Origin of the sequence: Cedecea davisae, assembly GCF_044095835.1 — a bacterium.
Lineage (GTDB): Bacteria > Pseudomonadota > Gammaproteobacteria > Enterobacterales > Enterobacteriaceae > Cedecea > Cedecea davisae.
Map to the genome: position 1 here is coordinate 696,708 of NZ_CP172054.1, position 21,344 is coordinate 718,051.

22 protein-coding genes are annotated in these 21,344 nt (G+C 54.8%); 12 read left to right on the forward strand and 10 right to left on the reverse strand.

Translation table 11 applies throughout. From position 1 onward, the window contains the following. The first annotated feature begins 51 nt into the window (after positions 1-51). Positions 52-861 carry a tRNA cyclic N6-threonylcarbamoyladenosine(37) synthase TcdA gene (gene tcdA, locus ACG1VR_RS03790; protein WP_395490248.1) on the forward strand — a complete coding sequence of 270 codons (810 nt, stop codon included), beginning with the start codon at positions 52-54 and terminating at the stop codon, positions 859-861. On the opposite strand, the gene csdE is transcribed toward tcdA, so the two are convergent. Both csdE and csdA read right to left on the reverse strand, forming a co-directional pair. After that, positions 862-1,305, reverse strand: coding sequence for a cysteine desulfurase sulfur acceptor subunit CsdE (gene csdE, locus ACG1VR_RS03795; protein WP_395490249.1), 444 nt, complete (start codon positions 1,303-1,305; stop codon positions 862-864). Continuing rightward, entirely contained in the window at positions 1,306-2,511 is a 1,206-nt protein-coding gene (gene csdA / locus ACG1VR_RS03800) for a cysteine desulfurase CsdA (RefSeq protein ID WP_395490250.1), read from the reverse strand. A 196-nt stretch (positions 2,512-2,707) separates the two neighbouring features. On the opposite strand from csdA, the gene ACG1VR_RS03805 reads away from it, so the two are divergent. From ACG1VR_RS03805 to rlmM, 4 genes are all read left to right on the forward strand, one after another. Continuing rightward, positions 2,708-2,935 carry a YgdI/YgdR family lipoprotein gene (locus ACG1VR_RS03805; RefSeq protein ID WP_016538029.1) on the forward strand — a complete coding sequence of 76 codons (228 nt, stop codon included), beginning with the start codon at positions 2,708-2,710 and terminating at the stop codon, positions 2,933-2,935. Between the two features lie 343 nt (positions 2,936-3,278). Continuing rightward, complete coding sequence (gcvA, locus tag ACG1VR_RS03810) at positions 3,279-4,196, forward strand: glycine cleavage system transcriptional regulator GcvA (protein WP_016538028.1); 918 nt, start codon at positions 3,279-3,281, stop codon at positions 4,194-4,196. Between the two features lie 46 nt (positions 4,197-4,242). Further along, entirely contained in the window at positions 4,243-4,638 is a 396-nt protein-coding gene (locus ACG1VR_RS03815; RefSeq protein ID WP_016538027.1) for a DUF423 domain-containing protein, read from the forward strand. Continuing rightward, positions 4,631-5,731, forward strand: coding sequence for a 23S rRNA (cytidine(2498)-2'-O)-methyltransferase RlmM (rlmM, locus tag ACG1VR_RS03820; RefSeq protein WP_016538026.1), 1,101 nt, complete (start codon positions 4,631-4,633; stop codon positions 5,729-5,731). The genes ACG1VR_RS03815 and rlmM overlap by 8 nt, the downstream gene beginning before the upstream one ends. A gap of 33 nt (positions 5,732-5,764) precedes the next feature. On the opposite strand, the gene xni is transcribed toward rlmM, so the two are convergent. Then, on the reverse strand, positions 5,765-6,523 hold the full coding sequence (xni, locus tag ACG1VR_RS03825) for a flap endonuclease Xni (RefSeq protein WP_395490251.1): 759 nt from the start codon (positions 6,521-6,523) through the stop codon (positions 5,765-5,767). Positions 6,524-6,705: 182 nt separating this feature from the next. Between xni and ACG1VR_RS03830 the strand changes: the two genes are divergently transcribed. Continuing rightward, complete coding sequence (locus ACG1VR_RS03830) at positions 6,706-7,890, forward strand: PLP-dependent aminotransferase family protein (RefSeq protein ID WP_016538024.1); 1,185 nt, start codon at positions 6,706-6,708, stop codon at positions 7,888-7,890. A 30-nt stretch (positions 7,891-7,920) separates the two neighbouring features. Here ACG1VR_RS03830 and ACG1VR_RS03835 read toward each other — a convergent pair whose 3' ends face one another. The 4 genes from ACG1VR_RS03835 to queF form a co-directional block, all read right to left on the reverse strand. After that, a complete protein-coding gene (locus ACG1VR_RS03835; protein ID WP_016538023.1) occupies positions 7,921-9,288 on the reverse strand; it encodes an L-serine ammonia-lyase in 1,368 nt (455 codons plus the stop codon). Positions 9,289-9,352: 64 nt separating this feature from the next. Next, positions 9,353-10,642 carry an HAAAP family serine/threonine permease gene (locus tag ACG1VR_RS03840; protein WP_016538022.1) on the reverse strand — a complete coding sequence of 430 codons (1,290 nt, stop codon included), beginning with the start codon at positions 10,640-10,642 and terminating at the stop codon, positions 9,353-9,355. Positions 10,643-11,106: 464 nt separating this feature from the next. After that, positions 11,107-12,471, reverse strand: coding sequence for a nucleotide 5'-monophosphate nucleosidase PpnN (gene ppnN, locus ACG1VR_RS03845; RefSeq protein WP_039898749.1), 1,365 nt, complete (start codon positions 12,469-12,471; stop codon positions 11,107-11,109). A gap of 115 nt (positions 12,472-12,586) precedes the next feature. Next, positions 12,587-13,429 (reverse strand): NADPH-dependent 7-cyano-7-deazaguanine reductase QueF, encoded by an 843-nt coding sequence (gene queF, locus ACG1VR_RS03850; protein ID WP_395490252.1) that lies wholly within the window; start codon positions 13,427-13,429, stop codon positions 12,587-12,589. Positions 13,430-13,493: 64 nt separating this feature from the next. On the opposite strand from queF, the gene syd reads away from it, so the two are divergent. The 5 genes from syd to ACG1VR_RS03875 all read left to right on the forward strand — a co-directional run bounded on the left by syd (position 13,494) and on the right by ACG1VR_RS03875 (position 16,267). After that, positions 13,494-14,039 (forward strand): SecY-interacting protein, encoded by a 546-nt coding sequence (gene syd / locus ACG1VR_RS03855; protein ID WP_395490253.1) that lies wholly within the window; start codon positions 13,494-13,496, stop codon positions 14,037-14,039. Positions 14,040-14,284: 245 nt separating this feature from the next. After that, positions 14,285-14,446: a hypothetical protein gene (locus ACG1VR_RS03860; RefSeq protein ID WP_167344791.1), complete on the forward strand. Its 162-nt coding sequence runs from the start codon at positions 14,285-14,287 to the stop codon at positions 14,444-14,446. Positions 14,447-14,691: 245 nt separating this feature from the next. Further along, positions 14,692-15,021: a YqcC family protein gene (locus ACG1VR_RS03865; protein ID WP_016538018.1), complete on the forward strand. Its 330-nt coding sequence runs from the start codon at positions 14,692-14,694 to the stop codon at positions 15,019-15,021. Next, positions 15,021-15,800 (forward strand): tRNA pseudouridine(65) synthase TruC, encoded by a 780-nt coding sequence (gene truC, locus ACG1VR_RS03870; protein ID WP_016538017.1) that lies wholly within the window; start codon positions 15,021-15,023, stop codon positions 15,798-15,800. The genes ACG1VR_RS03865 and truC overlap by 1 nt, the downstream gene beginning before the upstream one ends. A gap of 17 nt (positions 15,801-15,817) precedes the next feature. After that, the gene (locus ACG1VR_RS03875) at positions 15,818-16,267 is read left to right on the forward strand and encodes a flavodoxin (protein ID WP_395490254.1); all 450 of its coding nucleotides are present in this window, start codon (positions 15,818-15,820) and stop codon (positions 16,265-16,267) included. Positions 16,268-16,314: 47 nt separating this feature from the next. Here ACG1VR_RS03875 and ACG1VR_RS03880 read toward each other — a convergent pair whose 3' ends face one another. Both ACG1VR_RS03880 and ACG1VR_RS03885 read right to left on the reverse strand, forming a co-directional pair. Beyond that, positions 16,315-16,656, reverse strand: coding sequence for a helix-turn-helix domain-containing protein (locus ACG1VR_RS03880; protein WP_016538015.1), 342 nt, complete (start codon positions 16,654-16,656; stop codon positions 16,315-16,317). 39 nt (positions 16,657-16,695) lie between these two features. Further along, the gene (locus ACG1VR_RS03885; RefSeq protein ID WP_395490255.1) at positions 16,696-17,823 is read right to left on the reverse strand and encodes an MBL fold metallo-hydrolase; all 1,128 of its coding nucleotides are present in this window, start codon (positions 17,821-17,823) and stop codon (positions 16,696-16,698) included. Positions 17,824-17,993: 170 nt separating this feature from the next. On the opposite strand from ACG1VR_RS03885, the gene ACG1VR_RS03890 reads away from it, so the two are divergent. Beyond that, complete coding sequence (locus ACG1VR_RS03890; RefSeq protein WP_395490256.1) at positions 17,994-18,566, forward strand: TetR/AcrR family transcriptional regulator; 573 nt, start codon at positions 17,994-17,996, stop codon at positions 18,564-18,566. On the opposite strand, the gene barA is transcribed toward ACG1VR_RS03890, so the two are convergent. Continuing rightward, positions 18,563-21,331 (reverse strand): two-component sensor histidine kinase BarA, encoded by a 2,769-nt coding sequence (gene barA, locus ACG1VR_RS03895; protein ID WP_016538012.1) that lies wholly within the window; start codon positions 21,329-21,331, stop codon positions 18,563-18,565. The genes ACG1VR_RS03890 and barA overlap by 4 nt on opposite strands. Positions 21,332-21,344 lie beyond the last annotated feature (13 nt).

The window sequence follows — 21,344 nt, forward strand, 5'->3', positions numbered from 1 at the left end:
CTATAGACGGGCTGTATAATCAGCCCGTTTTTTATTTCTGAGGATACCCCGATGTCTGTCGTTCTTTCCGATGCCTGGCTGCAACGCTTTGGCGGAACCGCTCGCCTGTATGGCCAGGCGGCGTTACAGCTGTTTGCTGAGGCTCACGTTTGTGTGATTGGCATCGGCGGCGTGGGATCGTGGGCGGCCGAAGCGCTGGCGCGTACCGGCATCGGCGCAATTACCCTGATTGATATGGACGACGTGTGTGTGACTAACACTAACCGCCAAATCCATGCTCTGCGGGATAACGTTGGTCAGGCAAAAACCGAAGTCATGGCCGCGCGCATTAAAGAGATTAATCCCGAGTGCCGGGTTACGGTGGTTGATGATTTCATCACCGCGGAAAACGTAGCGGAGCTGCTTAACCAGGGATTCAGCTATGTTATTGACGCAATTGATAGCGTTCGGCCTAAAGCCGCACTGATAGCTTATTGTCGGCGCTATAAGATCCCGCTTGTGACTACCGGTGGAGCGGGCGGGCAGATCGATCCTACGCAGATCCAGGTGTCCGATCTGGCAAAAACGATTCAGGATCCGCTTGCCGCCAAGCTGCGCGAGCGGCTGAAAAGTGATTTTGGCGTGGTGAAGAACAGCAAAGGAAAGCTGGGCGTGGACTGCGTATTTTCAACCGAAGCGCTGGTTTACCCTCAGGCCGATGGCTCGGTCTGTGCGATGAAAAGCACCGCTGAAGGGCCAAAGCGTATGGACTGCGCCTCCGGCTTTGGCGCGGCAACTATGGTTACCGCCAGCTTTGGCTTCGTGGCGGTGTCCCATGTGCTGAAGAAGATGATGGCGAAAGCGGCGCGAACCGCCGCCTGATTACGCCTGGCGCGCGGCCTGCTGAATGGCCGCTGCCAGCGCGGCAAGACCGCTGCTGCGTGAGGCGCTGAGCTGGTTACGCAGCCCTAACTGGTCGAATAATTCCAGCGGATCTTTCTCCAACAGCTGCCGGGCGGTTTTCCCTTCTACTGCGGTCAGCAACACCGCCAGCAATCCTCGTACAATTCTTCCTTCACTGTCGCCGTAGAAGTGCAGCGTGCCGTCCGGCTGGCGGGTGTAGCCCAACCATACGCGGTTTTCGCAGCCGCTGATTTCAATGCTCTCGTTTTTTAACTCGTCAGGCAGCGCCGGAAGCTGCTTGCCGAGCAGGATCAACTGGCGATATTTGTCTTCCCACTGCTGCAAAGCGGCAAACGTGGAGAGCAAAGTTTCTTCGTTCACGGCGGAGCCAAAAGGATGCCCGGCTAATAAAATATTGCTCATTTAGTCCACCAGAATGTCGAGGGCGCGGTCGATGGCTTGTACCAGGTGTTCCACGTCCTGCTGAGTGTTGTAGGGGGCGAAAGAGGCGCGAAGCGTGCCGCTAACGCCGAGAGCAGCCATCAGCGGCTGGGCGCAGTGCTGGCCGGCGCGCAGGGCAATGCCGGACTCCGCCAGCAGCGTAACTAAATCGCTATGGTGTACGCCCGCAAAATCGAATGCCAGCAGGCTTGAATCCTGGCTGCGGAAGCTGCGGAAGCCGGGGCGTTTAGCCAGTTCAGCTTCGGCAAGCGTTGCCAGGCTGCGGCTCCAGCTTTCAGCCTCGTGCAGATTAATCTCTTCAAGCCATTCCAGCGCCGCGCTGAGGCCGATAACGCCCGCTACGTTCGGCGTCCCTGCTTCAAAGCGATAAGGCACTGGCTTGGTTTTGAAGCCCTCGAACGAAACTTCAGTAATCATTTTGCCGCCCCCGAGCCAGGGTGACATCTGTTCGAGCAGCTCGGGTTTGCCGTACAGCGCACCGATGCCGGTTGGGCCATAGAGTTTATGGGCGGAAAATGCGTAAAAGTCGATGTCCAGCGCCTGAACATCCGGCGGGCAGTGAACGATGCCCTGCGCGCCGTCGACCATCACAACGGCTCCGGCAGCGTGGGCAAGCGTAATGGCTTTTTCCAGGTCCGGGCAGCCGCCGGTGACGTTGGACATGTGCCCCAGAGCCAGAATACGGGTGCGCTCATTGATAAGCGTTGGAAGCTGGTTGAGATCGGGCAGCAGGTCATTTCCCAGCGGGAGTTTTACCACCCGAGCGCCCGTTTGTTCGGCAACCATCAGCCACGGCACGAAATTGGCGTGATGCTCGGCTTCGCTGATAATGATTTCGTCCCCGGCGGTAAGACGAGGGCGAGCGTAGCACTGCGCCACCAGATTGATGGCTTCAGTGGTTCCTCGTGTCCAGACCACGGACTTACCGCTTTGCGCATTAATCAGCCGCGCAACCTGGTCGCGCGCGGCTTCGTAGTGAGCGGTAAGGCGCTGCGCCTCCGGGAACTGGCTGCGGTGAACGTTACCCGCGCTCAGGCTATAAAACTGCCGGGTGGCGTTGATTACGGCCTGGGGTTTAAGCGAAGTTGCCGCGCTATCGAGATAGACGCCTGAGTCTGCCAGCGCCGGAAACTGGGCGCGAAAATGGGCGGGGTTAAATGCTGTCATGATGATCCTCAAGTCAATGAACAGATCGTCGCGCAAATCAGGGCGCGGCACAAGGTTTCAGTCACCATCGGAATAGTCCGCTTCTGCTGGCAAGATCGGAAAAGCAGGTTATGCTATTTATTGTTGGACTGATGTTTACGACTGTCAGTAGAAGAGATTTAAGTAGCATTAAACTCTATGCACAAGGAGAAGAATTATGAATAAAGCAGCCGCTATTGTTTCTGCCTGTATGATGACTTTTGCACTTGCAGCTTGTTCCAGCCCTAACTACATCATGCATACCAACGACGGGCGTGCCATCGTCTCTGAAGGTAAGCCGAAGACCGATGACGAAACCGGTATGATCAAGTACAAAGACGCCAACGGAAACATGCAGCAGATTAACCGCTCGGACGTGAAAGAGATGGTTGAGCTGAAGAAGTAAACGGCAGGCAAAAAAAAGCACCGCATTCGGCGGTGCTACATTAATCACTATGGACAGACAGGGTAAATGTACAGGAAGTGAAAAGGGGTAGCTTAGCTACCGTGGTCCGAAATGTCAGACCAATTGCAAACACAACAACACAACATCACAACCGTAAGCCAAAAGCCCTCCAGAACACGCATTCCAGACAACTTTTCGTTCCGACTCAGGAAGTGCCGCCACTATAGGTATTTGCTGGTGCATCCTCAACGGACAATTTATAATGGCTCAGATAAAAAAAACTAATAGGTAAACAAACAGCATCTGTTTGTTAATCATTATTAACACTTAAGCCAAATAACCCATGTCCAAGCGTTTACCACCTCTGAATGCGCTGCGCGTTTTTGACGCGGCGGCCCGTCACTTGAGTTTTACTAAAGCGGCCGAGGAGCTGTTTGTCACTCAGGCCGCTGTAAGCCACCAGATCAAGTCTCTGGAGGATTTTCTCGGCCTGAAACTGTTCCGCCGCCGCAACCGTTCGCTGCTGCTGACGGAAGAGGGGCAAAGCTATTATCAGGATATTAAAGAGATTTTTTCCCAGCTTACCGAAGCCACGCGCAAGCTGCAGGCGCGTAGCGCAAAAGGCGCGCTGACGGTCAGTTTATTGCCAAGCTTTGCGATTCACTGGCTGGTGCCGCGCCTGACAAGCTTTAACTCAGCTTATCCGGGAATCGACGTGCGAATCCAGGCGGTTGACCGCCAGGAAGATAAGCTGTCGGACGATGTGGACGTGGCGATATTCTATGGTCGGGGTAACTGGCCGGGGCTCAGAGTTGAAAAGCTTTATGCTGAATATTTGCTGCCGGTATGCTCGCCTATGCTGCTCACTGGCGATAAGCCGATTAAAACGCCGGAAGATTTAGCTAAGCACACTTTATTGCATGACGCTTCGCGCCGCGACTGGCAGACTTATACCCGCCAGCTTGGGGTGAGCCATATTAATGTCCAGCAGGGGCCTATTTTCAGCCACAGCGCGATGGTCCTCCAGGCCGCCATTCACGGTCAGGGTATTGCGCTGGCTAACAACGTGATGGCGCAAACCGAAATAGAGGCCGGCCGCCTGGTCTGCCCGTTTAACGATGTGCTGGTGAGTAAAAATGCCTTTTATCTGGTTTGTCATGACAGTCAGGCAGAACTGGGTAAAATAGCCGCGTTTCGACAGTGGATCCTGGCAAAGGCGGCCAGCGAGCAAGAAAAATTCCGTTTTCGCTACGAACAATAAGCAATCCTCGCGTGGCCTGGCCACGCCTCACTTTTAGGGTTACACCATGACCAGCCGATTCATGCTGATTTTTGCCGCCATCAGCGGCTTTGTTTTTGTTGCCCTGGGCGCCTTCGGGGCGCATGTATTAAGCAAATCTCTGGGCGTTGTGGAGATGGGCTGGATCCAGACCGGGCTTGAATATCAGGCATTTCACACCCTGGCTATTTTTGGCCTTGCGGTGGCGATGCAGAGACGCATCAGCATCTGGTTCTACTGGAGCAGCGTCTTTATGGCGCTCGGGACCGTATTATTTAGCGGCAGTCTCTACTGTCTTGCCCTGTCGCATCTGCGGCTGTGGGCGTTTGTTACCCCGGTGGGCGGCGTAAGCTTCCTTGCCGGTTGGATATTGATGTTAATTGGTGCTGTGCGCCTGAAACGTAAGGGCGTAAGCCATGAATAAAGTTATTTTGTACTGCCGCCAGGGTTTTGAGAAAGAGTGTGCGGCGGAAATCACCGACAAAGCCGGGCAGCGCGGCGTTTACGGGTTTGCCCGTGTTAAAGAACAGAGCGGCTACGTGGTATTTGAATGCTATCAGCCGGAAGAGGCGGATAAGCTGGCGCGCGAGCTGCCGTTTAGCGACCTGATTTTTGCCCGCCAGATGATCGTTGCCGGTGAGCTGTTAAAAGATCTGCCGCCGGAAGACCGTATTACGCCGGTTGTCGGCATGTTACAGGGCGTGGTTGAGAAAGGCGGTGACCTGCGCGTTGAGGTGGCGGACACTAACGAAAGCAAAGAGCTGATGAAGTTCTGCCGCAAGTTCACCGTGCCGCTGCGTTCCAGCCTGCGTGAAGCCGGGGTGCTGACTAACTACGAGACGCCAAAACGCCCGGTGGTACACGTATTCTTTATCGCCCCAGGCTGCTGCTATACCGGGTATTCGTACACCACCAACAATTCGCCGTTCTATATGGGCATTCCGCGCCTTAAGTTCCCGTCCGACGCGCCGAGCCGCTCAACGCTGAAGCTGGAAGAGGCGTTTCACGTCTTTATCCCCGCGGACGAGTGGGATGAACGTCTGGCAAACGGCATGTATGCGGTTGATTTGGGCGCTTGCCCCGGTGGCTGGACCTATCAGCTGGTGAAGCGCAACATGTGGGTTTCTTCCGTTGATAACGGCCCGATGGCACAAAGCCTGATGGATACCGGGCAGGTAACCTGGCTGCGCGAGGATGGTTTTAAATACCGCCCGACGCGTGCCAATATTTCGTGGATGGTTTGCGATATGGTTGAAAAACCAGCAAAAGTCGCCAGCCTGATGGCGACCTGGCTGGTGAACGGCTGGTGCCGTGAGACTATTTTTAACCTCAAGCTGCCGATGAAAAAGCGCTATGAGGAAGTCTCCCAGAACCTGGCGCAGATCCGCGAGAAGCTGGAAGAAAACGGAATTAACGCCGAGATTAAAGCTCGCCAGCTTTATCACGACCGCGAAGAAGTTACCGTGCATATCCGCCGCTGGTGGGCTGCCACTGGCGGCCGTCGCGACGAGCGCTGATAGACACTTTCCCTCACCCTTGCCGGGTGAGGGTCAACTCCCCGCCAGCCTTAGCTGCTGTAAATTACCCTCCAGCTGTAAATCCGTTTGTAGCCTTGCAACCTGGCGGCTGACGAACGCGCTCTCTTTGTGCTGCTCAAGCTTTTTACGCCATTTTTCCGGGACTTCATCAAGCCGCTGATAAATCTCTTCCAGAGTGGAGAACGTATTGATGAGCTGCGTCGCGCTTTTAGGACCGATGCCGGGCACGCCGGGAATTTTACTGCTGCTGATGCCCGCCAGGCCCCAGAAATCACCCAGCTGGCCGGGCTGCACGCCGTATTCATGCTCAATAAAAGGGGCGTCAAGCCAGCGTTTCTGGAAGTAGTCGCGGATTTGCAAAGTCGGAGCCAGTAGCTGACAGTAGCCTTTATCCGTGGAGACGATGGTTGCCCGGTGGCCGCCGGAAGCGACTTTGACCGCCAGCGTTGCGGCCAGGTCGTCAGCTTCGTTTCCTTTTGAGTGCCAGCACTGTACGCCGCGCCGGGTAAAGGCTTCGCGCAGGTTGGGCATTTCTGCATGCAGGTTTTCCGGCATAGGAGAGCGCCCGGCTTTGTAGTCCGGCAATACCTGATGACGCCAGCCGTCCCGACGTTCTTCGTCGTCGAACACCGCTACCGCGTGCGTTGGCTGGCTGTGGTTAATTAATTGTTCGAGGGCGTGCAGGCAGGTTTCAACGCAGGGAGAGCCTTGTACCGCATGTATGCGGCGGATCAGGTTTAACGCATCGACGATAAGTAAATGAATAGACATAAGAAATTTACCTTTAACAAGGATTGTCTTAGCCTAACACTTCCCGCCATCATGAGCTATTCTCATCGCAGAAATCAGGAATCTTTCTCGCAGAAATCTTATTAACTAAAGATGGAAAGACATTGCGTAGTCGTTAGGGGGCTATGTATATTTCTGGCGAATAAAAAAATAGAGAACATCATATGAGTAACACTAAACACCTCGCGCAACGTATTCAAAACCTGCAACCTTCGGCCATTCGTGAACTCCTTAAACACAGCAAAATGCCGGGCGTGATTTCGCTGGCCGGCGGCATTCCTTCCAGCGACCTTTTCGACAGAGAAGGGCTGGAACTGGCAACCCGCAAAGCGCTGGAAGAGAACTTCAATGAGGCCTTCCAGTATGGGCTGACCGAGGGCAATAGCGAGCTGCGTGAGCAACTGGTTGAGCTTTGCCGGGAGCGCGGGATAACGACCCGTAGCGACCAATTACTGATTACCTCCGGATCGCAGCAGGCGCTGGACTTGCTGATGCGCGGCCTGGTGGATGAGGGCGACGTATTTGTGGTTGAGCGCCCAACGTACCTGGCAACGCTGCAAATCCTTAGCCTGACGGGCGCTAAAGTTGCGTCGGTCGGTGGTGATGAGCACGGAATGATCGTTGATGAGCTGGAAGCGCTGCTGAAAACTACGCGCATTAAAGGCGTCTATCTGGTGCCGACTTTTGGTAACCCGAGCGGAACAACGATGAGCGCAGAGCGCCGCGAGAAGCTGGTAAAACTCGCCGCCGAATATGATTTCGTGATAATCGAGGACGACCCATACGGCGCCATCAGCTTTACCGACCGCCGCGAAAAAACGCTGCTTCAGATAGCGACGGAGCAGGGCTATGCCGACCACGTAGTTTATACTTCAACGTTCTCTAAAATTCTGGCGCCGGGGCTGCGCGTTGGCTGGATTATTCTGCCGGAGTGGATGAAGCAAAAGGTCGCTATTATCAAGCAGGCTACCGACCTTCACGCCAACTCCTTTACCCAGTCTCTGACGGCTGCCTACCTGACGCTGGGCAGGTTAAACCCGCAGATTGAGCTGATTCGTGAGGCCTACAGGCAGAAATGTCTGACGCTTTCACGTCTGCTGGAAGAAGAGTTGAGCGAGCATATTACGTTTAATCAGCCTCAGGGCGGGATGTTCCTCTGGGCCTCTTTCCGCTACGAGTTTGATACCACCGCCTGGCTGCAAAAAACGCTGGAGAACGGCGTGGTTTATGTTCCCGGGGAATTCTTCTTTAGCGATCGTGCCGATAAGCGCACGCTGCGCTTCTCCTATGCGACGGCGACCGATGAACAGCTGGTTGAAGCGGTGAAGCGGCTGAAAGCATCACTCTAAAAGAAAGGCTCCCGATGGGAGCCTTTCTGCTTAGTCACAGGCGACAATTTTCAGCGCCAGGCCACCGCGAGAGGTTTCGCGATACTTGGCGTTCATGTCCTTGCCGGTTTCATACATCGTTTCGATAACTTTATCCAGGCAGACGCGAGGTTCGCTGGTACGGCGCATTGCCATGCGAGCGGCGTTCACCGCTTTTACCGCAGCAATGGCGTTACGTTCGATGCAAGGCACCTGAACCTGCCCGGCAACCGGGTCACAGGTCAGCCCCAGGTTGTGCTCCATGCCGATTTCTGCGGCGATGCAAACCTGAGTAGGGCTTCCGCCCAGCAGTTCCGCCAGACCGGCCGCAGCCATGGAACAAGCCACGCCGACTTCACCCTGGCAGCCCACTTCCGCGCCGGAGATTGAGGCGTTCATTTTGTACAGCGTGCCAATTGCCCCGGCCGCCAGGAAGTAGCGGGCGCAGGAGTTGGCATTCACCTGACGAATAAATTTGTCGTAGTAGGCCAGAACCGCAGGAACAATACCGCAGGCTCCGTTGGTGGGCGCGGTGACGACGCGGCCACCGGCTGCGTTCTCTTCGTTGACCGCCAGAGCGAACATGTTGATCCAGTCCACTACGGCCATCGGGTCAGAGCTGTTTTTGTCGCTGGTTACCAGCATACGGCGCAGGGCGGCGGCGCGACGCGGTACGCGCATTTTGCCCGGCAGCACGCCTTCGGTAGTAATACCGCGCTCAATTCCGCTACGCATGACTTCCCAAACGGCGGCAAAGTGGGCGTCAATCTCTTCCTGAGTATGCAGCGCCCGTTCGTTCAGCATCATCAGGCCGGAGAGCGACAGGCCGGTTTCGCGGCAATGGCGCTGTAAATCCGCAGCGTTTTTATACGGATAAGGCACGCTTACGCTGTTTTCGCTTTGCTGCCCAAAGTGCGCTTCATCAACGATAAAACCGCCGCCGATGGAGTAGTAGGTTTGGGTGTACAGCACTTTGTCACCGGCCAGGGCGCTAATGCGCATGCCGTTTTCATGCAATGCCAGGTTATCGGCATGGAAATTCATGCAGCTGTCCACCGGGAACTCTACTTCGTGCTGACCGTTGGCCAGCATCAGGCGCCCGTGGGTATTAACGTCCTGAATCACATGTGGGATTGAGTCGATATCAACGGTGTCCGGCAGATTACCGGCCAGCCCCATAATAATGGCGATATCGGTGTGGTGCCCTTTACCCGTCAGGGAAAGCGAGCCGTAGACGTCAACCACCACGCGGGTGATATCGTGCAGAATGCCGCGCTCAATCAGGTCATCAGAGAACTGTTTACCGGCCTTCATTGGGCCGACGGTATGAGAGCTGGATGGGCCGATACCGATTTTGAAAATGTCGAATACGCTAATCATGAGACTTCCCTGCGTAAGAGACTTAAAGAAGAGAGCCGCCCGCGAAGGGCGGCTTTTAGAAGGCTTAGCTGAACAGCGAGTAGAAGATAGCGGAGATGGCAATCAGGCCCATAATCACAACGAATACGTTGCTGATATGGCCGCTGTATTTACGCATAGCCGGTACTTTCTGAATCGCATACATCGGCATCAGGAACAGGATCATCGCGATAACCGGGCCACCCAGAGTTTCAATCATACCCAGGATGCTTGGGTTCAGCGTAGCGACTGCCCAGGTGGTCACCAGCATGAACAGCGCGGTGATTTTGTTCAGTTTGTTGATTTCAATGCTCTTGCCTTTGCCGCGCAGAGACTTGATAACCATACCGTTGAAGCCTTCACGAGCGCCCAGATAGTGGCCGAGGAAGGATTTAGTAATCGCAATCATCGCAATGATTGGCGCCATCCAGGCGATAACCGGTGCGTTAAAGTGGTTAGCCAGGTAGGACAGGATGGAAATGTTCTGCGCTTTTGCCGCCGCCAGGTCAGCCGGGGACAGGCTCAGCACGCAGCTGAATACGAAGAACATTACGGTCAGCACCATCATGATGTGTGCACGAGCCAGAATGCTGGAGCATTTTTTCTCTGCGCCTTCGCCGTACTCTTCACGCTTCGCTACCGCGAAGGAGGAGATTATCGGGGAGTGGTTGAAGGAGAACACCATTACTGGAATTGCCAGCCACAGGGTCATCCACAGGCCGCTGCCGGTTGCCGGAGTTGCGCTGAAGGAAAGCGTTTCAAATGCCGCGCCGCTCCAGTTAGGAATCAGGTACAGCGCCAGAACCATCAGGGCCGCAACAAACGGGAATACCAGGATGCTCATCGCCTTCACGATCATCTGCTCGCCGAAACGTACGATGGTCATCATGCCGACAATCAGAATCAGGGAGAGAATGGCACGCGGCGGAGACGTCATACCCAGCTGGTGGGTAATGAAGCTGTCTACGGTATTGGTGATTGCCACGCTGTAAACCAGCAGGATTGGGTAGATAGCGAAGAAGTACAGCAGGGTAATCAGTTTACCCGCGCCGACGCCGAAGTGTTCTTCTACAACTTCGGTGATGTCTTCGCCCGGATTTTTACCGGACAGCACGAAGCGGGTCATACCGCGGTGTGCGAAGAAGGTCATCGGGAATGCAAGGATCGCCATGATGAACAGTGGGATCAGACCACCTACACCGGCGTTAATTGGCAGGAACAGAACACCTGCCCCAATCGCTGTGCCGTACAGGCCCAGCATCCACATGGTGTCGGTCTTGCGCCATGCGCCTTTTTTCTCAGCAGAGACAATACTGCTGGTTTGAGTGGTTTCCATCAACTTCTCCAAAGGAATGTTTCGTGCAATGTTGAAAAATTCGCAGTTAAAACGACGTTATGGTCATAACTGCTGAAACTAAATTCTGGCGACGGGCGTTTTTATAGTAGTTGTGGCCCGTAATAATCAGCGGGCGGAAAGATACATTTATGTCGCCTATGTATCAGTGATCGCGATCCCAAATGCGATAATCTACGTCATTAGCGTAACAATTCCGCATAACAATCTGTTCATGTATATCATCGTGAAATTTATGGGCGTGAAGCCTATCACTTGCGGATGATGCAATAAATTATACCCGACCAAATAACTCGGTTTTCACTGGAGAAAGTGGGTAAAACAGGTTTTTTCTACGAGGATTTATCTGTAGGCGTGATGTTTGGCGGTTTAGATGTGAACGCAATCGATTAACTGGAGTGGGCGAGGGTAAAAAAGAAGGGCGACCAGCGGCCGCCCATTTGCGATTAACGCACGATTTCGTAGCAGGGAATGTAGGCGCTGCCCGGAAGCTTCATGCGGTGCTGAGCGACAAAGCCCTGTAGCAGAGCGTCCATGCGCTGCATCATTTCCGGATCACCGTGAATTTTATACGGGCCGAATTTTTCTATCGCGTGGATCCCGGCCTCTTTGACGTTACCCGCCACAATCCCGGAGAAGGCGCGGCGCAGCGAAGCCGCCAGTTTTTCTGCCGGCTGATCGGGGTAGAGCTGCAGGTTAGCCATATTCTCGTGGGTCGGCTCGAACGGCATTTGCAGGTCCGGCGCAATGCGAATTGACCAGTTAAACCCGTAGGCATCTCCGGTTTCGCGGCGGTTCTCTTTAACCTGCGGCATGGCTTTTTTCATCAGCCGCGCCACTTCTACAGCGTCATCGATGATGATTTTGTAATGGCGGCGTGCGGTTTCGCCCAGCGTGTTGACGATAAATTCGTCCAGCACGCGGAAATAATCAGCGCTCTCTTTTGGCCCGGTCAGAATTAACGGCAGTACCTGGTCATGGTTATGCGGGTTCATCAGGATGCCCAGAAGATAAAGCAGCTCTTCTGCCGTACCCACGCCGCCCGGGAAGATGATGATGCCGTGGGCGATACGCACGAATGCCTCAAGCCGTTTTTCAATGTCCGGCATGATAATCAGTTCGTTAACCAGCGGGTTAGGCGGCTCGGCGGCGATGATTGATGGCTCCGTAAGGCCGATAAAGCGGCCTTCTTTATAGCGCTGCTGGGCGTGGCCCACGGCGGCACCTTTCATCGGCGCTTCCATCACGCCAGGCCCGCAGCCGGTACAGATATTCAACTCGCGCAGGCCGAGCTGGGTGCCGACGCGGCGGGCGTAGAGGTATTCGTTTTCGTTAATCGAGTGGCCGCCCCAGCAAACAACCAGGTTCGGAGCCTCGCCGACGTGTAGCGCACGGGCATTTCGTAAAATGGAAAACACCATGTTGGTGATATGAATGGAGTTTTCTTTATTCAGATGCTGGAAACGGCCAGCATTGGTGATTTGACCGTTAACGAACAGAATGTCGCGCAGTACCGCAAACAGGTTGGCCTGCAGCGCACGAATGATCCTGCCGTCTACAAAGGCGTCTTCCGGTGGGTTGATAAGTTCGAGTTTTACGCCGCGTTCACGGCGTAACACGTTGATATCGAAGTTCTGAAAGCGGGACAGCAGCTCTTTGCTGCTGTCGGTCTGGCTGCCGGAATTAAGCACCGCCAGCGAGCAGTTACGAAACAGTTGATAAAGGTCGCTGCTGGCCGTGCGTTTAAGCATATCGACTTCCAGCTGCGACAACATATCCATTGAGCCAAGCGGGCTAATATGTGTAATCAAGTGAACTCCTTACGGAACGAAAAGTGCCGTTCTCACAGATTACAATAGCCCTGGCTTGTTCACTTTAACAACCCGTAAACCGTAATCGGTTTTGTCGCTGGGAGCTATTTCGCACTTATTGGCGAACCAGGCGGCCAAAAGCGGGATGGAAATCGGTATTGGTGCGCCACGGGTTAATGTCCAGGCCACCGCGCCGGGTGTAGCGGGCGTAAACGCTCAGCGCCTGCGGCTGGCAGTAGCGCTGCAGGTCGTTAAAGATGCGCTCCACGCATTGCTCGTGGAATTCGTTATGGTGGCGGAAAGAGACCAGATAGCGCAGCAGTTTTTCACGGTCGATTTTCGGGCCGCGATAGCGAATTTGTACCGAACCCCAGTCCGGCTGGTGCGTTATCAGGCAGTTGGATTTCAGCAGGTGGCTGACCAGCGTCTCTTCCACGACCTCTTCTTTGGCCGCGCCTTCGAGATAATCTGCATCGAATTCATAGCTGTCGATGGTGATGTTCTGCTGGTCGATGCATTCTCCACTAAAGGCTGAAATTTCCTGTCCTTCAAGTTCATGAAGGCGGAACAGCACTACGCTAACATCGCCGCCTGCGCAGGCGCTTAAATCGCGCTTCAGGGTTTCCTGCACGGTTTCCCAGTCGGCAAAACGGGTTTGGTTAAAGCTGTTGAGGTAAAGCTTAAAGCTTTTGGACTCCACCAGGTTAACGCTGTTGGCGTCCAGCTGTACGTGGCCGACGGCAACCTGCGGCAGACCGTTGTTGTTCAGCCAGGAAAGCTCATACAGCGTCCAGATGTCTCCGCCGGTGAACGGCAGGCTGTCGGCATGCAGGCTGAGAGGGTCGCGGTTGAGGCTGCGCGGTACGGCCTGCAGCAGGGAAGGCTGGTATTGATCCTGGTAAGCGGTCGGCTTACCCAGCGTCAGGCCACTCAGGGCCTGGTGATTTTCGTAGGACATGTTTCACCGAGATAAAGGTACAATCAGCTTTTATTGTACCCCAGCCTACGCGAGTGAGAAATTAATGAACGAAGTCAGCCTTGCCCTGGAAGAATTTACCCGCCGTTTTTGCGAGCTGTGGCAGCAAGAAACGGGTAGCTGGCCCGCCAGCGAAGCGCTATACGGTATTCCGTCGCCCTGTATTGTCACTACTACAGGCGGCGATGTGCGCTGGCAGCCGCAGCCTTTTAGCCCTACGGCGGATTTGATCGCCGTTGAGCGAGCGCTGGATATTGCCCTGCAGCCCGGTATTCATGAGTTTTACACCACGCAGTTTGCCGGAGATATGCCCGCGGTTTGCGGGACTACGGCATTGACGCTATTGCAGGCCTGGAGCGAGGACGATTTTCTTCGCGTGCAGGAGAATCTGATAGGCCATCTGGTGACCCAAAAACGCCTGAAACTCTCGCCTACGTTGTTCCTGGCGACCACCGAAGACGAAATGGAAGTGGTTTCGCTGTGTAACTTGACAGGTGAGGTGGTGCTTGAAAGAATCGGCACCTCTCAACGCAACGTGCTTTCTGCTTCCCTTCCCGCATTTCTTGACGCCTTAACACCTCAGGTTATTTAGCCATTTTACTCGCACCTTTGTGAGAGATCTCTTACAAGACCTGTGAGAGATCGCTACATTTAGCGGCAGACTAAATCAACGGTTATGGTTTTATATCTTTATTAAACAATTAGTTATTATTTTATTCGGAAGGTTCCGAATGAAAGTTTTTGCCCGCCGGTTCGCTACATACCTTGTCACAGGCGGCCAAATAGAGGATTCTATTGTCATCGACAGGACGTCGACGGATTGAAGGAGATATCAGGATGATGTCACTTCATGATGAAGAGGAACCCGCCGGGAAGGCGTTCAGGAAAGGCTTCACAGATGAAGCGAGGATAACTCAGGAAGAGTTAAAGGACACCTCCAGGATGGAGAATGAGAGCCGCAACAGGAGTTCGGTGGGTCAGGAAGACTTAAGGATTTAGCGTCAGGGTGATGCAGGACACCATCAGGATGACGGTAGCAGGATGCGTTGGCGACGGATTGTGGGTCAGGAGACCGTAGGACAAAGTTGTCACGGACGAGCAGGGAGCACTAAAAGTAGCTGGATTGGCTGCGAAACGAACCGGGAGCACTGTGTAAACAGTGCTCCCTTTTTTTATGCCTTTTTCCCGCACCGGCAAGAAGTGTTATTCTGTTCCGCCCTTTTTCACACAAGCATGAGGTTTTCATGGAGCGCCAGACTTTGGTTCGCCATCATTTACTCACCATTGAGCAGATCCTGCGCGATCACTCCCTCTGGCAGGGCCTGCCGCCCGACGCGGCGGCATTTGAAAGCACGCAGCCTTTCTGCATGGACACGCTGCAACCTCATGAGTGGCTGCAATGGGTGCTTATCCCGCGTATGCATGCCCTGCTGGAGAGCAACCATCCGCTGCCGGATGCCTTTGCCGTCGCGCCCTACTATGAAATGGCGCTGGATGCGACGCATGCCGTGCGCGAACCGCTGCTTGCAGCGCTGCTTGAGCTGGACGCGTTATTTGAGACGGGCGAGGCCTGATGCTGGAGATTATTTACCAGGATGAATGGCTGGTTGCGGTGAATAAACCCTCCGGCTGGCTGGTACATCGCAGCTGGCTGGACAGGCATGAAAAAGTTGTGGTGATGCAAACCGTGCGTGACCAGATTGGTCAGCATGTCTTTACCGTTCACCGTCTCGACAGGCCAACTTCCGGCGTGCTGCTGATGGGGCTTTCCAGCGAAGTAGGCCGCCTGCTTTCACAGCAATTTGAGCAGCATCAGATCCAGAAACGCTACCATGCCGTGGTTCGCGGCTGGCTTCAGGATGAAGCGGTGCTTGATTATCCGCTGGTCGAAGAGCTGGATAAAATTGCCGATAAATTTAGCGACCAGGATAAAGGGCCGCAGCCTGCGGTAACCCATTATCGCGGGATGGCGACGGTAGAAATGCCGGTTGCTGTGGGGCGCTACCCGACGGCGCGCTACAGTCTGGTGGAGCTTGAGCCGGAAACGGGCCGCAAGCACCAGCTACGCCGCCATCTTTCCCATCTTCGTCATCCGATAATTGGCGATTCCAAACACGGTGATTTGCGTCAGAACCGGGGTGCAGCGGAACATTTTGGCTGCCAGCGATTAATGCTGCACGCCAGCCAGCTTTCGCTCAATCATCCGGTGACCGGGGAGCCGCTGACGTTAAAAGCGGGGCTGGATGATACATGGATGCATATGCTGACGGAGTTCGGCTGGCGCGGCCAGCTACCGGATGTTGAAAATATTGAGTTTGATCCGGCGAGTTGCCAGGATAAGCCTTGTCTCTAATTCTTAAGGAGTTACCGATGGCCGAAGTAGGTATTTTTGTAGGCACTATGTATGGCAACGCGCTGTTAGTGGCGGAAGAGGCCGAAACCATTCTTAAAAAGCACGGCCATCAGGCAAAAGTGTTTGAAGACCCGGAACTGGCGGACTGGCAATACTATCGCAACCATTATGCGCTGGTTGTGACGTCAACGACCGGGCAGGGAGATTTGCCGGACAGTATCGTGCCGCTGTTTCAGGCGATTAAAGATCGGGTCGGTTACCAGCCCGAGCTGCGTTACGGGCTGATAGCGCTCGGCGACAGCAATTATGACCATTTCTGCGGCGGCGGTAAGCAGTTTGATGCTTTGCTGCAGGAGCAGGGGGCAACCCGAATCGACAGCGTACTGACGATTGATGCTAACGATCACCCGGAGCCTGAAGTGGTTTCCGGCCCGTGGGTCGAGCACTGGGCGACGCTACTTAGCTGAGGCCTGCCCGGGCGGGTAACATCAGGCTTACCCGCCCCGCATGGGGCTCAGTTTAGCGGTTGCTCGTTATCGCGGCGGTAGGCACCCGGCGAAGTGTTGAAACGTTTTCCGAAGGTGCGGGTAAAAGACTGCTGCGAATCGAACCCGTAACGCACAGAAATATCGAGGATCTTATCCGAGGTATTTTTCAGATCGTCGGCCGCTAACTGCAATTTGCGTTCGCGAATGTAGGCCCCGAGGCTTTTTCCCGCCCAGTCAGAGAACATCCGCTGTAAGTACCACTTTGAGTATCCGGACTGCCTTGCGACTTCTTCAATACGCAGCGGGCGCTGCATATTGCCGTCGACCCATTCAAGCAGAGATTCCATAAAATCTTTAGGCATGGACATATCACCTCCTTCTACATCTTTTTCGATTATTGAGTTGCTCTATTCCCACCAGGAGTCGAAGACCTGGCTCTGTTTGCTGACTTCAACTATCTGACCCATTTCCGGGGTCAGCAGGGCGTAACCGCGCCCGACGCTGGCGGCAGCGATACGGCGGAAAGGCTCATCCCAGCTGTGGTTGGCCAGGGCAAAACGCCCCGCATGCCCCGGCACCATGGTTTTCGCTCCCAGCTCTTCGGTTGCCTGAGCGGCCTCTTCGGGCATCATGTGAATATATTTCCAGCCTTCGTCGTACTGGCCGTTTTCCATGATGGCGAGATCGATATCGCTGAACTGCTCGCCTATCTGCCTGAAGTGCGGGCCGTACCCGGTATCGCCGCTGTAGTAAACTTTTCGCTGCGGCGAGACCAGCATAAAGCTTGCCCACAGGGTTTTATTGCCGGTTAAACCCCGCCCCGAGAAGTGGCGAGCGGGCAGGGCGTGAACCGTCAGCTCACCGTCGATGACCGTCTTTTCCTGCCAGTCCAGCTCGTGGATAAGCGCAGGAGAAAAACCCCAGGCTTCGAGATGAGCACCGACGCCGAGCGGGGTCACTATCTGTTTTATTTTTGACTTCAACGCCCGCAGGGTCGGGTAATCAAGATGATCCCAGTGATCGTGAGAGATGATAACGACATCGATCTCCGGCATGTCTTCCGCCCGCCACGGGTAATCGCCGACGAAGGCTTTGTTCAAAAAGGCGAAAGGGGCAGCGTAATGGCTGAACACCGGGTCGATAAGAATGCGTTTCCCGCCAAGCTGAATAAACCAGGAAGAATGGCCCAGCCAGACCACAACATCCTGCTGCTTATCCAGCGCCGCAAGGTCGGTTTTTACCAGCGGAAGCGGGCTGTCAGGCTTTACCGTATCCGGGCGGGCGAAGAAGAAATCCCACAGCGCCGCCACGCGACCGCGTTTGTCGGTCATCATTGGCGTTTCGCTCTGGTTGTGGAATTTGCCGTCGCGGTACTGCGGCGATTGCTGGATGCGTTCGAGACGGCTGCCCTGAGGCAATTTGCCAAATTCAGTCATCGGGAACAGCGCGGCACTGGTGGCGGTAAGGCCTAATAACATAATCACGACCATGAATTTCAGGGTTAACGAACGCTTGCCAGAATGCGCGGCAGCCATAGGGATTCTCTCAGGAAGCGTAGGGATAATATTGCTATTGAGTGAGTAAACACTCATTATAGGCAGGTAAGATCAACCGTCAATAAAATTTACGGTATGATAAACAGTATCGACCCCGGTTTTTGTAGCGGCCGGATCCATTCATTTAGTTAACTTACCTGTGAGGAATTGTGGCTCGTCCAAAAAGTGAAGATAAACGTTTAGCATTACTCGATGCTGCTACCGATGCGATAGCAGAGCTGGGGCTGGGAGCCGCAACGTCATTGATTGCCAGAAAGGCGGGCGTTGCCGAGGGGACCCTGTTTCGCTATTTCCCTACTAAAGACGAGTTGCTGAATGCGGTTTATCTCCACCATAAGCAGGATTTGGGCGGCGAGCTGATGAAGACTTACGACCGGGATGCGCCGAATAAGGAACGCTCCAGAACCGTGTGGAGCAACTATATCGACTGGGGGCTGGTCAACGTAGCGGCCCGTAAGGCGATGCGGCAGCTGGCGGTTTCAGGGAAAATTACCCCCGAAACGCTGGAGCAGGTTTACCAGGCTTATCCCGATTTGCGCCAGCTCTCCAAAGAGTGCGTAACCAACGAGGCGCTCACCGGTATCGAAACCGCCTTTGCCGATGCCATTTTCTTTGCGCTGGCCGAAACCACGATGGAATTTGCCGGTCGCGAACCCGCGCGCAGAGAAGAGTATAAGTCTGCCGGGTTTGACGTGATGTGGCGCGGCATGACCAAAAGCTAAAGCGCCGCCGCGCTGAGGTATTTTTTTGCTTCGCGCACCACGTTATCCATTTCGTCCAGCAATTCAAGCATCTCAGGCTCCAGGTCTCCCGGAGCCATACCGCTACGCAGGCCGTGCTCTAACGTCTGGCACAGTTTTTTCATGCGTGGAACGCCGCTATAGCTACAGCTTCCGTGCAGCTTATGGACTATCTCGACCAGGCCTTCCGGCTTATCGCCAACCAACTGCTCTTCAACGATGTTTCGCACTTCGGGCAGGAACTCCAGCAGCATTTCCAGCATCTCGCGAGCCAGGTCGGCCTTACCGGCGGCCTGATGCAGCGCCAGGTTCCAGTCAAGCGTTTGGTTGATGTTGATAGCCGGTGGCGCGTTTTCTTCTGACGGTAATGGCGGATGGCCGATATTACCGGGATGGTAGCGCATCAGCAGGTTATGCAGTTTTTCTTCTTCAATCGGCTTGGCAAGGTAATCGTTCATTCCGGCGCTCAGCAGCTTCTCTTTCTGCCCGGCCATCGCGTGGGCGGTAACAGCAATCACCGGCGTTTGCTGGTGGTGAGGCAGTTGGCGAATCAGCTCGCAGGCGCGGATGCCGTCGATTTCAGGCATTTGAATATCCATCAAAATAATATCGATGTTCATCTGCCTGGCACGCTCCAGCGCCTGCGAGCCGCTTTCGCACAGCACCACCTGCTGAACGTGGTCTTCGAGCAAAGCGCCGATAAGTTTCAGGTTGGCCGGGTTATCGTCCACCGCCATCACGGCCATCGGCAATTTGTCGCTTTGTTCTGCGAACGGCAGCTCAAGGTTTGCGTTGTGGCAATTCTCAAGCAGCATCGGGAACAGGCGGGTAGAGGTGATTGGCTTCAGCAGGCAGCCCGCTACGCCCTGGCGTTTTAGCTCTTCCGCACCGACCTGAGTATGGCAAGGCAGCGCCAGTATCAGGCAGTCGGCCATGGTCACCGCTTTTGCCAGTTTTGGGTTTTCAAGGGTCAGGGTTTCGGTAAAGGTAACCGGTATACCGCACAGAAGAATATCGAAGTGCTCGTCCGGCAGCCCGGACAGGGAAGGGCTGTGGATAACGCTCAGCGGCGTGTTTTGCAGCAGGCTCATGGTGCTCTGGGCGGCGGTGACGTTCGGCTCAACGTAGCCAAGCCGCTTGCCGGCCAGTTTGCCCAGCGCCTGCCTGTCGTTAACCGCGTTAGGATTCAGGTCGAGGCTGATATGGAACCAGAAGGTTGAGCCGCGGTTGGGTTTGCTGTGGAAGGAAATGTCCCCGCCCATCTCATTAACCAGCTTCTGGGTGATGACCAGCCCCAGGCCGGTGCCGCCGTGGCGCCGCGAAATGCTGGCATCCGCCTGGCGGAAAGCCTGGAACAGCCGCGACTGCTCCTGCTCAGGAATGCCGATGCCGGTATCGTGGATTTGCATCTCAATCTGAACTTTATTGTTCCCTTCGGCGCGTTTTTCCACCAGCAGATCGATATTGCCGGTTTCGGTAAATTTAATCGCGTTGCCCACCAGGTTGGTGACCACCTGCTGGAGACGCAGCGGGTCGCCAATAACGTTATCCGGCACGTCGTTCTTGATATTTAGCGTTAGCTCCAGCCCTTTGTCGTGGGCGGAATGGGCCAGCAGCGTGACCACTTCGTCCAGCGTATTGCGCAGCGGGAATGGAATCGACTCCAGAATCAGCTTGCCCGCTTCGAGTTTGGAGAAGTCCAGCACGTCGTTGATGATGGTCAGCAGATTGTTGGCGGAGCGTTCAATGGTGTACAGATGGTCGCGCTGGGTTGGGTTAAGGTCGGTTTTCAGCGTCAGGCGGGTAAAGCCAATGACGCCGTTAAGCGGGGTGCGTAGCTCGTGGGACATATTCGCCAGGAACTCTGATTTAATACGCGCCGCTTCCTGGGCCCGCTTTTTGGCCAGATCCAGCTCCACGTTCTGAATCTCCATTTGCTCCAGCGTTTCGCGCAGGTCGGATGTTGCCTGGTCAACGTTGTGCTGCATCTCTTCGTGATAAGCGGTTAGCGACATCGCCATCGAGTTGATGCCGTTTTTCAGCATATCCAGCTCGCCCAGCATAAAGCCTTCAACGCGGCTATCCAACTGCCCGCGGCGAATGCGGTCGACGGTGTTGACCATGTTGCGGATAGGGCCCGTTACGTCGCGCATCAGGCGATAGGCAAACAGCATGGCGATGCCGATGCAGAACAGCATCATCAGGGTCGAAATAAATATTTCCCTGTACTGCTGCAACCTGACCGATTTGAGATCGAGCTCCATTGCAACGTAGCCTAGCGTGCTGCCGGTCAGCTTGCTGTTCGCTTCTGCGGACTCGTCGGGCGAATAGCGCTCGGAAACAATCGGCATACGCAGGATCATCAAGTCGCCTATCCTGCTGACGGTGAGATCGGTTGGAGGCTTCTCGCCATCGGGTAGTTTCAGCCGGGAAGCATTAAGCTGAAAGTTTGAGGTGACGAATAGCTTGTTGCTGTCATCGTAAATCGATATACCGCGCACGATATCCGAATGGCGGCGATGCAGCACGCTGACCAGCTGGCGAATGGATTCCCGGCTGTGAAAGTTCATGCCGTACTCGCTGGAAACCGCCAGCGGCTCGATAATACTGGCGCCCGCATCCTCCAGCTGACGCTGCAAGTCATTGTAACGGTGGACAACGAAAAAGATGCTGAGCAGCAGGCCGACCAGAAGCGTCGGGGCCAGAATCAGGATCATCATGCGTGCGCGCAGGCTGTAGTTGGTCATGGGGTTCCGATAT

Coding starts and splice junctions, on each gene's coding strand:
- ACG1VR_RS03875 (WP_395490254.1), top strand. CDS start 15,818: ATGGCCGAAGTAGGTATTTTTGTAGGCACTATGTATGGCAACGCGCTG.
- ACG1VR_RS03860 (WP_167344791.1), top strand. CDS start 14,285: ATGATGTCACTTCATGATGAAGAGGAACCCGCCGGGAAGGCGTTCAGG.
- ACG1VR_RS03885 (WP_395490255.1), bottom strand. CDS start 17,823: ATGGCTGCCGCGCATTCTGGCAAGCGTTCGTTAACCCTGAAATTCATG.
- rlmM (WP_016538026.1), top strand. CDS start 4,631: ATGAATAAAGTTATTTTGTACTGCCGCCAGGGTTTTGAGAAAGAGTGT.
- csdE (WP_395490249.1), bottom strand. CDS start 1,305: ATGAGCAATATTTTATTAGCCGGGCATCCTTTTGGCTCCGCCGTGAAC.
- tcdA (WP_395490248.1), top strand. CDS start 52: ATGTCTGTCGTTCTTTCCGATGCCTGGCTGCAACGCTTTGGCGGAACC.
- ACG1VR_RS03880 (WP_016538015.1), bottom strand. CDS start 16,656: ATGTCCATGCCTAAAGATTTTATGGAATCTCTGCTTGAATGGGTCGAC.
- gcvA (WP_016538028.1), top strand. CDS start 3,279: ATGTCCAAGCGTTTACCACCTCTGAATGCGCTGCGCGTTTTTGACGCG.
- ACG1VR_RS03805 (WP_016538029.1), top strand. CDS start 2,708: ATGAATAAAGCAGCCGCTATTGTTTCTGCCTGTATGATGACTTTTGCA.
- csdA (WP_395490250.1), bottom strand. CDS start 2,511: ATGACAGCATTTAACCCCGCCCATTTTCGCGCCCAGTTTCCGGCGCTG.
- ACG1VR_RS03865 (WP_016538018.1), top strand. CDS start 14,692: ATGGAGCGCCAGACTTTGGTTCGCCATCATTTACTCACCATTGAGCAG.
- ACG1VR_RS03830 (WP_016538024.1), top strand. CDS start 6,706: ATGAGTAACACTAAACACCTCGCGCAACGTATTCAAAACCTGCAACCT.
- syd (WP_395490253.1), top strand. CDS start 13,494: ATGAACGAAGTCAGCCTTGCCCTGGAAGAATTTACCCGCCGTTTTTGC.
- ACG1VR_RS03835 (WP_016538023.1), bottom strand. CDS start 9,288: ATGATTAGCGTATTCGACATTTTCAAAATCGGTATCGGCCCATCCAGC.
- ACG1VR_RS03840 (WP_016538022.1), bottom strand. CDS start 10,642: ATGGAAACCACTCAAACCAGCAGTATTGTCTCTGCTGAGAAAAAAGGC.
- xni (WP_395490251.1), bottom strand. CDS start 6,523: ATGTCTATTCATTTACTTATCGTCGATGCGTTAAACCTGATCCGCCGC.
- ACG1VR_RS03815 (WP_016538027.1), top strand. CDS start 4,243: ATGACCAGCCGATTCATGCTGATTTTTGCCGCCATCAGCGGCTTTGTT.
- queF (WP_395490252.1), bottom strand. CDS start 13,429: ATGTCCTACGAAAATCACCAGGCCCTGAGTGGCCTGACGCTGGGTAAG.
- barA (WP_016538012.1), bottom strand. CDS start 21,331: ATGACCAACTACAGCCTGCGCGCACGCATGATGATCCTGATTCTGGCC.
- truC (WP_016538017.1), top strand. CDS start 15,021: ATGCTGGAGATTATTTACCAGGATGAATGGCTGGTTGCGGTGAATAAA.